This window comes from Shewanella gelidimarina, assembly GCF_023283945.1.
In the GTDB taxonomy this organism is placed as follows: Bacteria; Pseudomonadota; Gammaproteobacteria; order Enterobacterales; family Shewanellaceae; genus Shewanella; species Shewanella gelidimarina.
Genome location: NZ_JAKIKW010000047.1, coordinates 1 through 7,775 on the forward strand (window position 1 = coordinate 1; position 7,775 = coordinate 7,775).

Below are 7,775 nucleotides of genomic sequence, written 5' to 3' on the forward strand. Positions count from 1 at the left end.
TTAGTTGTTTTAATTCTACTAATAAAGAATTGGTTGCGGGAGCTGGATTTGAACCAACGACCTTCGGGTTATGAGCCCGACGAGCTACCATACTGCTCCATCCCGCGTCCGGATGTATCATGTGTAAAAACTAGTATTTGAATTCAACTAAAAAGAATTGGTACAACCGAGTGGATTCGAACCACCGACCCCTACCATGTCAAGGTAGTGCTCTAACCAACTGAGCTACGGTTGTATTGTGAAGCGTCACACTATAAACAGAATTGGTACAACCGAGTGGATTCGAACCACCGACCCCTACCATGTCAAGGTAGTGCTCTAACCAACTGAGCTACGGTTGTATTGGTTGCGGGAGCTGGATTTGAACCAACGACCTTCGGGTTATGAGCCCGACGAGCTACCATACTGCTCCATCCCGCGACTGTGTATACTGCATGTCCTGTTGGCTGATGCCTTGGAACGAGCGCTATAGTACGGTCGATGCTGGATTGGCGCAAGTAAAAAAACATTCTTTTGTGCTAAATGCTGGTTTGCTCGCCAACTTGTATGCTCATTAGGCGTTTCGAACGTTTTATGAGTAAAAATATTACATTGCCGAAAGTGTTACACCTCTTTTTTGGATATACCTCAAGCGCATAGCGAATAATATTGCAGCAGTAGTGAGTCCTGCGATGAGCCCAGTCCAAAAACCTTGCGCGCCCATTGCCGGAACAATGAAGTCTGTTCGAGCTAATGTGTAGCCTAACGTCATCCCGACAGCCCAATAAGAGACTAACGTAATGTAAAAAGCACTACGCGTGTCTTTATAACCGCGTAAGGCGCCAGAAGTGACGACTTGTACGGCATCAGACAATTGATAGATAGCGGCAAAGAACATTAGGCTACCTGCTAATGTGATGACGTCAGGGTTATCATTATAGAGTAGTGCAATTTCATTTCTAAACGTCACCGTAATAATGGCAGTAAAGAGTGCAAGTGAGAAAGAGATAATTAACCCAAGTCGGGTGATCATCGCTGCAATTTCTGGTTTATCTTGTCCAAGGTAGTAGCCAACACGTATCGATACGGCAATACCTATAGAGAGTGGCAGCATAAAGACAATGGATGAGAAGTTGAGTGCGATTTGGTGACCAGCGACAATCGTTGCACCGAGGGGCGCCAGTAATAGCGCAATGATTGCAAATAAACTGACTTCAAAAAACAGCGCCATAGCGATTGGGAAGCCATGTTTTGTCATATCGACCATTACTTTTACATTGGGACGATGAAAAGATTTGAAGGGAGCAAGTTCTTTAAATTTCTTATGAAATTGCATATAAATGATCATAGCGATAAGCATTGCCCAAAATACTAAGGCAGTTGCTATGCCACAACCGGCGCCGCCCATCGCAGGCATACCGAAATGGCCATAAATAAAGATATAGTTTGCAGGGATGTTGACCGCTAAGCCGACAAAGCCAATGACCATCGTCGGCAGAGTATAAGAAATACCTTCACTGCAACCGCGAAGTACTTGATATAAGACAAAGGCGGGTACGCCCCACATAAAGCCATTGAGATAACCCACACTGAGCTGAGCCAGTTGCGGTTCCAAATCCATCAGAGTCAATATATTATCGGCAAGTGAGAGGAAGAACATCACACCTACGCTGCCTATTATGGCAATATATCCAGCTTGGAAAGCCAGCGGTTGTATTGCTTTTTGATCATTAGCACCATGATGATGAGCAAATACCGGGGTAAATGCCATTAATAGTCCTTGCACGAATAACAATGCTGGGAGCCATAAACTGGAGCCGATAGCAACGGCAGCCATATCAACGGCGCTAACTCGGCCAGCCATTACAGTGTCGATGAAGCCCATCATGGTTTGGGTAACTTGAGCAATTAGTACAGGCAGTGCTAATTGAATTAAACGTTTGGCCTGAAAGCCTGAGTGGTTCATGAATACAGCCCTTAATACATACGAGAGATAAAATGTTTACAGGTATAGTTCAAGCAACATGCGAAGTGTTGGCGATAGATAAAAAAACGGGTTTAAATACGCTACAAGTCGAAATTGGACCGGATTTGCGCGAGGGACTTTCACTAGGGGCAAGTGTCGCAAATAACGGTGTTTGTTTAACAGTCACAAGAATGGAAGATGATAGGGTGTTTTTCGATGTAATGGAAGAGACGCTAAAGCTAACTAACCTATCTAGTCTGAGACCTGGATCACAAGTTAACATCGAGCGGTCGTTAACCTTCGGCAGTGAGATTGGCGGACACATTTTATCAGGTCATGTGCACACCAAAGCAGAGGTTAAATCGGTAAGCAAAACAGAATCTCACTATGATATTTGTTTGTCTGTAGAACCGAAATGGATGAATTATATTCTTTATAAGGGTTTTGTTGGTGTAAACGGCTGTAGCCTAACGGTAGGGGCGGTTACTGAGTCTAGCTTTATGCTGCATTTGATCCCTGAAACATTAAAATTGACCAACTTGGAGTCATATACAGCTGGTGACAAAATCAATATTGAGATTGATAGCCAGACGCAAGCGATTGTTGATACCGTTGAGCGAGTATTAGCCAAGCGTTTTGCTAACTAATATGACATATAACGCGCTGTTTGACTCACAAACAGCGCATTGAACTAATAAATTTGTTCGTCATCTGAATCGATATAGAGTTCGATTGTCATTCGCGATTCATCCAGATGCATCCGCATATGAATCGGGTTGCAACATACTCTGCAATCTTCGTAGTAATCCTGATCACCGCCAGTCGCATCAATATTGAGATGCTGATGATGTCCGCAATGTGGGCATGAAATGGTTTTATTGATAAATCGCATATTAAGCTCCCGTAAATCCGACTGCGCTTCGTCCTCCATCTACTGCAATAATCTGCCCTGAGATATAAGGAGCGCTGACTAAATGAGATATCAACTTAGCAATGTCGTCCGGCTGGCCAAGCTTAGCTAAGGGAATTTCTTTTAAGGCATGGTTCTGAGAGTCATCATTAGATTGTTCTGGCCAAAGGATTGCGCCTGGTGCCACTCCATTTACGCGGATATCAGGTGCGAGTTCTTGTGCCAGCGAAAGCGTTGCCATCTCAAGTGCTGCCTTTGATATAGAGTATAGTCCATGATCTTTCAGCGGGCGCTTAGCATGGATATCAATTAAGTTGATTATGCAGCCTCTTTGCTCTTTGAGTGTCGGCGCAAATTGCTCGGCTAAAAAGTAGGGTGCTAACAGGTTTGTGGCAAGTAGTTGTTGTGCTGCTAAGTAATCCGTTTCACCTAGGGGAGTAGGGTAAAACTCAGAAGCATTATTAACTAATACTGCTAAGGGTAACGCCAATGACTTTACGTTGACAATAAACTGTTGCAGTTCAATCTGGTTGTTAAGTTCGGCCTGCATAATTTGTGCAGAGTTAGGCCTTGTCGCGTTGAGTTCAGAACACAGTGATAGCGCGTCGTTATGAGATTGGCTGTAATGAATTAATATGTTGAACCCATCGTGGTGAAGCTGCTTAGCAATACAATGTCCAATACGTTTTGCTGCGCCGGTGATGAGTGCCCATTTATTCATAACGCTTTTCCATAAAGTTGTTTGCTATATATAAGGCATTATGGCCTTATCATAAGACTTCACACAATCTAATACTGGGTTTAGTATTGATATCTATTGTGCTACTCCGCGACATTATACGTCGTGACCGCCATGCTGCTTAAAGATGTCTTATTGGCTAATTGAAGACTGATCCCTTGCTCTGTTGCCATGATATTATTGGTTAATGCCTTTGTCATGTTCGCCATCGTGTTAGTTAACTCTGTTTCTATCTCGACGATTAGTTGTGCTTTGTTGATGGCTTGTGGTTGTACTTGTGGGCTTTCAGTATATCCAGCTTGCATTAGCGCTGTGGTTAATAACATTAGCTTAATCATAACGTGCTCCTTGTTTAAGACGCGGCTAGATTAACGACTAAAAATGAAGCTGAAGTTACAGTTAGCCTTTATCTCTGATGATATTCCCCTGATGTTTTTAATGATTTGAATAAGAAAAACTAATCTCAAGGTAAAACTTGCATCCACCCATGGCAATCACTTAGAATCACGCTCTTACGCGTCGGAAAACATAGACTCCTGTACGGTCTTGTCCCGGCTGCGTTTTAACTCTTAATTATTAAACCCAAGTGGCCCTACGTGGGGGTCACCACTGGAAAAGGAAAATTCATGCCTGTAATTACACTTCCTGATGGAAGCAAACGCGAGTTTGCTCAACCCGTTTCTACTTTAGATGTTGCTGCCGATATTGGTCCTGGTCTGGCGAAAGCTTGTATTGCCGGACGTATTAATGGTGAGCTGAAAGACGCTTGCGATATCATTGATACCGATTCAGAGCTTTCGATTATCACAGCTAAAGATGAAGAGGGTGTAAAGATCCTTCGCCACTCTTGTGCACATTTGCTCGGCCATGCATTTAAGCAGCTTTGGCCTGACGCTAAAATGGCGATCGGTCCTGTTATCGACAATGGTTTCTATTATGATATCGACTTAGATCATAAATTGACCCAGGAAGATATTGATGCGCTAGAAAAGCGTATGACCCAACTTGCAAAAACTAACTACGCTGTTGATAAGCGTGTTGTTAGCTGGCAAGAAGCGCGTGATACCTTTGAAGCTCGCGGTGAAAGCTATAAAATTGCAATCCTTGATGAGAACATCAGCAAAGATGCAACTCCAGCGCTTTATCATCATGAAGAATATGTTGATATGTGTCGTGGTCCGCATGTACCGAACATGAGATTCTGTCAGAACTTTAAGTTGATGAGTGTGGCTGGTGCCTATTGGCGCGGTAACTCAGACAACAAAATGCTGCAACGTATCTACGGTACAGCATGGGCAGATAAGAAAGCACTTAAAGTGCACCTTAACCGTTTAGAAGAAGCGGCTAAGCGTGACCATCGTAAAATTGGTAAGCAGCTAGATCTTTACCATATGCAAGAAGAAGCACCTGGTATGGTGTTTTGGCACAATGATGGCTGGAGTCTTTACCTGGAACTTGAAAAGTTCATTCGTCAAAAGCTGGGTCAATACACTTATCAAGAAGTTAAAGGTCCATTAATGATGGATCGAGTGTTGTGGGAACGTTCAGGCCACTGGGATAAATATTCCGAGGCAATGTTCACCACTAGCTCTGAGAATCGTGAATACGCCATTAAGCCGATGAACTGTCCTGGACACGTTCAAATATTTAATCAAGGCCTTAAGTCTTATCGCGATTTGCCATTACGTATGGCTGAGTTTGGTTGTTGTCATCGTAATGAGCCATCAGGTTCACTGCATGGCTTGATGCGTGTTCGTGGCTTTACGCAAGATGATGCACATGTTTTCTGTACTGAAGATCAAGTTCAGCAGGAAGTTAGCGCATGTATTCAAATGGTGTATGACACATACGAAACATTTGGCTTTAAAAACATCGCCGTTAAGCTTTCTACTCGTCCTGAAAAACGTATTGGTGATGACGATATGTGGGACCGAGCTGAAGAAGCCTTAAAGCAAGCGCTTACAGCTAATGATATTGAATTTGACATCCTACCCGGTGAAGGTGCTTTTTACGGACCTAAGATCGAATTCACATTACACGATTGTTTAGATAGAGCATGGCAGTGCGGTACTGTACAATTAGATTACGCATTACCTGGTCGATTAGGTGCAACTTACGTAGCGGAAGACAATAGTCGTCAAACGCCCGTAATGATCCACCGAGCCATTCTTGGTTCATTAGAGCGCTTCTTGGGTATTCTTATTGAAGAGTACGCCGGAAAATTCCCAGCTTGGTTAGCACCTCAACAAGTTGTCGTGATGAATATTACTGACAAACAGTCGGATTATGCTGAAAAAGTTGTCAATTCATTAAAAGAATATGGAATTCGTGCAACTAAAGACTTGAGGAATGAGAAGATAGGCTTTAAAATACGTGAGCACACGTTAAGGCGTGTCCCTTATTTATTGGTCGTTGGTGATCAAGAAATAGAAAATAAGGAAGTCGCGGTGCGTACCCGAGAGGGAGTTGACTTAGGTAAGATGCAAATCGAAGAATTTGCGACTAAGCTCAAGAACCAAATTTCGCTCCGTAGTCTCAATTTGTTGGAGGACTAGGTCATAAAGATCAAAAAAACTGCAGGGCGCCAGGCGGCCCCGAATAGAATAAACGAGCTCATCACTGGTGTTTCAGAAGTCCGTCTTAACGGTCTTGACGGTGAGCAATTAGGTATCTTGACTATTAGTGAAGCACAGGAAGTTGCTGACGAAGCAGGTGTTGATTTAGTAGAAATCAGTCCTAATGCTGAGCCGCCGGTTTGCCGTGTAATGGACTACGGTAAGTTCCTTTTTGATAAAGCGAAAGCTCAAAAAGAACAGAAAAAGAAGCAAAAAATTGTACAGGTGAAGGAAATTAAATTCCGTCCCGGTACAGATTCGAACGATTATCAGGTAAAACTACGCAACCTGACTCGTTTTCTAGAAGACGGCGACAAAGCGAAAGTAACGCTTCGTTTCCGTGGTCGTGAGATGGCTCACCAAAGCCTAGGTATGGATCTTTTGAACCGTATCAAAGCTGATTTGGAAGCAATTGCAGTCGTGGAGTCCTTTCCAAAAATGGAAGGTCGCCAAGCTGTCATGGTTCTCGCACCGAAAAAGAAATAGTAAGGCAATTGAAAGTAGCAGGGTCTTTTTATTAAGATACCTGTTCGCCTTGCGTTTTATTAATTGTCCCAATGCGGAGTTTTAGCAATGCCTAAAATGAAAACAGACAAGGGTGTAGCGAAGCGTTTTAAGAAAACCGCCAATGGTTTTAAACGTAAGCAAGCCCATTTGCGTCACATTTTGACCAAGAAGAGCACTAAGCGTAAACGTCACTTACGTGCTAAATGTTTAGTATCTAAAGCTGACATGCCTGCGATTGCACGTCAACTACCTTACGCTTAATTAAAGGAGCAAAGAACAATGCCTAGAGTTAAGCGTGGTGTAACCGCTCGTGCTCGTCACAAAAAAGTACTCAAACTAGCCAAAGGTTATTACGGAGCTCGCTCACGTACTTACCGTGTTGCAAAGCAAGCCGTAACTAAAGCTGGTCAATATGCTTACCGTGACCGTCGTCAGAAGAAACGTCAATTCCGTCAACTTTGGATTGCACGTATCAATGCGGCTTCTCGTCAAAATGGTCTGTCTTACAGCCGTTTCATTAATGGTTTGAAAAAAGCCTCTATTGAAATCGATCGTAAGATCTTGGCTGACATAGCTGTTTTTGATAAAGTTGTATTTACAACTTTAGTAGAAAAAGCAAAAGAAGCTTTAGCTAAGTAATTAGCTGTGATTCTTGTAAAAAGGGAGCCTTAGGGCTCCCTTTTTTGTATCTGAAATTTGTCCTGTCCTGGGATAAGTTGACACTTTAGAGGCTTGTTGATGAAATCTTCCAGTTCCATCAGCAAAAGCGTACACAAGGTGAGCACACTCTGGAGTTAACAGTGGTTGGGTTAGCCCTGTAGAAAAAGGCGAACTGATCTGTGTACCTAAGCTAAACATTAGATTATCGCCACAAACGTCTTATCTTATCGCTCTACTCATTATCTGACGCTTTTGGTTAATTACAGATACAAAAAAAGCAGGCTTAAAGCCTAATGCCGTTCACTTAAGGTGAGCGGCATTTTTGTTTCTAGCATATCGTTGAGGCCGTGGCTTTACTGTTCTGGGGAATGTTCTTTCCCGCCGGGGTTCAAGTACCAA

9 protein-coding genes and 4 tRNA genes are annotated in these 7,775 nt (G+C 43.1%); 5 read left to right on the forward strand and 8 right to left on the reverse strand.

What is annotated here, in order from left to right; all coding sequences use genetic code 11:
• Positions 1-30: 30 nt before the first annotated feature.
• The 5 genes from L2729_RS21195 to L2729_RS21215 form a co-directional block, all read right to left on the reverse strand.
• A tRNA-Met gene (locus L2729_RS21195) sits at positions 31-107 on the reverse strand.
• 51 nt (positions 108-158) lie between these two features.
• A tRNA-Val gene (locus tag L2729_RS21200) sits at positions 159-235 on the reverse strand.
• Positions 236-264: 29 nt separating this feature from the next.
• A tRNA-Val gene (locus L2729_RS21205) sits at positions 265-341 on the reverse strand.
• Between the two features lie 2 nt (positions 342-343).
• Positions 344-420 (reverse strand) — tRNA-Met (locus L2729_RS21210).
• A gap of 166 nt (positions 421-586) precedes the next feature.
• Positions 587-1,945 (reverse strand): MATE family efflux transporter, encoded by a 1,359-nt coding sequence (locus tag L2729_RS21215; RefSeq protein ID WP_248990015.1) that lies wholly within the window; start codon positions 1,943-1,945, stop codon positions 587-589.
• Positions 1,946-1,977: 32 nt separating this feature from the next.
• Between L2729_RS21215 and L2729_RS21220 the strand changes: the two genes are divergently transcribed.
• On the forward strand, positions 1,978-2,592 hold the full coding sequence (locus L2729_RS21220) for a riboflavin synthase subunit alpha (RefSeq protein WP_248990016.1): 615 nt from the start codon (positions 1,978-1,980) through the stop codon (positions 2,590-2,592).
• A gap of 44 nt (positions 2,593-2,636) precedes the next feature.
• Here the strand turns inward: L2729_RS21220 and L2729_RS21225 are convergent, their stop codons facing one another.
• The 3 genes from L2729_RS21225 to L2729_RS21235 all read right to left on the reverse strand — a co-directional run bounded on the left by L2729_RS21225 (position 2,637) and on the right by L2729_RS21235 (position 3,932).
• The gene (locus tag L2729_RS21225) at positions 2,637-2,837 is read right to left on the reverse strand and encodes a CPXCG motif-containing cysteine-rich protein (RefSeq protein WP_101090253.1); all 201 of its coding nucleotides are present in this window, start codon (positions 2,835-2,837) and stop codon (positions 2,637-2,639) included.
• Position 2,838: 1 nt separating this feature from the next.
• Positions 2,839-3,576 carry a pteridine reductase gene (locus L2729_RS21230; RefSeq protein WP_248990017.1) on the reverse strand — a complete coding sequence of 246 codons (738 nt, stop codon included), beginning with the start codon at positions 3,574-3,576 and terminating at the stop codon, positions 2,839-2,841.
• Positions 3,577-3,677: 101 nt separating this feature from the next.
• A complete protein-coding gene (locus tag L2729_RS21235) occupies positions 3,678-3,932 on the reverse strand; it encodes a hypothetical protein (RefSeq protein WP_248990018.1) in 255 nt (84 codons plus the stop codon).
• A gap of 288 nt (positions 3,933-4,220) precedes the next feature.
• Here L2729_RS21235 and thrS point away from each other — a divergent pair, with 288 nt between their 5' ends.
• The 4 genes from thrS to rplT all read left to right on the forward strand — a co-directional run bounded on the left by thrS (position 4,221) and on the right by rplT (position 7,355).
• Positions 4,221-6,149 carry a threonine--tRNA ligase gene (thrS, locus tag L2729_RS21240; protein WP_248990019.1) on the forward strand — a complete coding sequence of 643 codons (1,929 nt, stop codon included), beginning with the start codon at positions 4,221-4,223 and terminating at the stop codon, positions 6,147-6,149.
• A gap of 3 nt (positions 6,150-6,152) precedes the next feature.
• Complete coding sequence (gene infC / locus L2729_RS21245; RefSeq protein WP_101090249.1) at positions 6,153-6,695, forward strand: translation initiation factor IF-3; 543 nt, start codon at positions 6,153-6,155, stop codon at positions 6,693-6,695.
• Between the two features lie 87 nt (positions 6,696-6,782).
• Positions 6,783-6,977: a 50S ribosomal protein L35 gene (gene rpmI / locus L2729_RS21250; protein WP_005503401.1), complete on the forward strand. Its 195-nt coding sequence runs from the start codon at positions 6,783-6,785 to the stop codon at positions 6,975-6,977.
• A gap of 18 nt (positions 6,978-6,995) precedes the next feature.
• Entirely contained in the window at positions 6,996-7,355 is a 360-nt protein-coding gene (gene rplT, locus L2729_RS21255; RefSeq protein ID WP_012142467.1) for a 50S ribosomal protein L20, read from the forward strand.
• Positions 7,356-7,775 lie beyond the last annotated feature (420 nt).